This is a genomic window from Micromonospora sp. CV4 (genome assembly GCF_003667455.1).
GTDB lineage: Bacteria > Actinomycetota > Actinomycetes > Mycobacteriales > Micromonosporaceae > Micromonospora.
Window position 1 is genome coordinate 1 of record NZ_RCVI01000263.1, and the last position, 330, is coordinate 330.

Consider the following 330-nt stretch of genomic DNA (forward strand, 5'->3'; position numbering starts at 1 on the left):
TCGTCATCCACGACGACCCTCGGGGTGTCTGCGGCCGAGGCGTTGCCGGGTAGCAGCATCGTCGCGCCCAGAGCGACCAGGCAGGTGATGGCGGTTCTCTTCATCGGAGCCTTCTTCCTCTCAGGTCAGGATCCACGCCTGTGCAGGCCCTAGCCGACGCCGCAGATCATCCCGGCGGGATAGTCCTTTACGCACTGGTTGGCGGTCCAGGTGTTCGCGGGCCAACTCACGTCGATGGCATCGAATGCGACGTTGTCGAGCATCCGGTTGCCGTTGAAGACGTTGCCCGCCGTGGACGAATCCGCGTAGATGCCGTAGCGGGCGTTGCGT

At 64.2% G+C, this 330-nt stretch carries 1 protein-coding gene; it reads right to left on the reverse strand.

What is annotated here, in order from left to right:
* Window positions 1–149 precede the first annotated feature (149 nt).
* Window positions 150–330: hypothetical protein (locus EAD98_RS30950; protein ID WP_158609802.1), on the reverse strand; the 181-nt coding region annotated here is incomplete at its 5' end.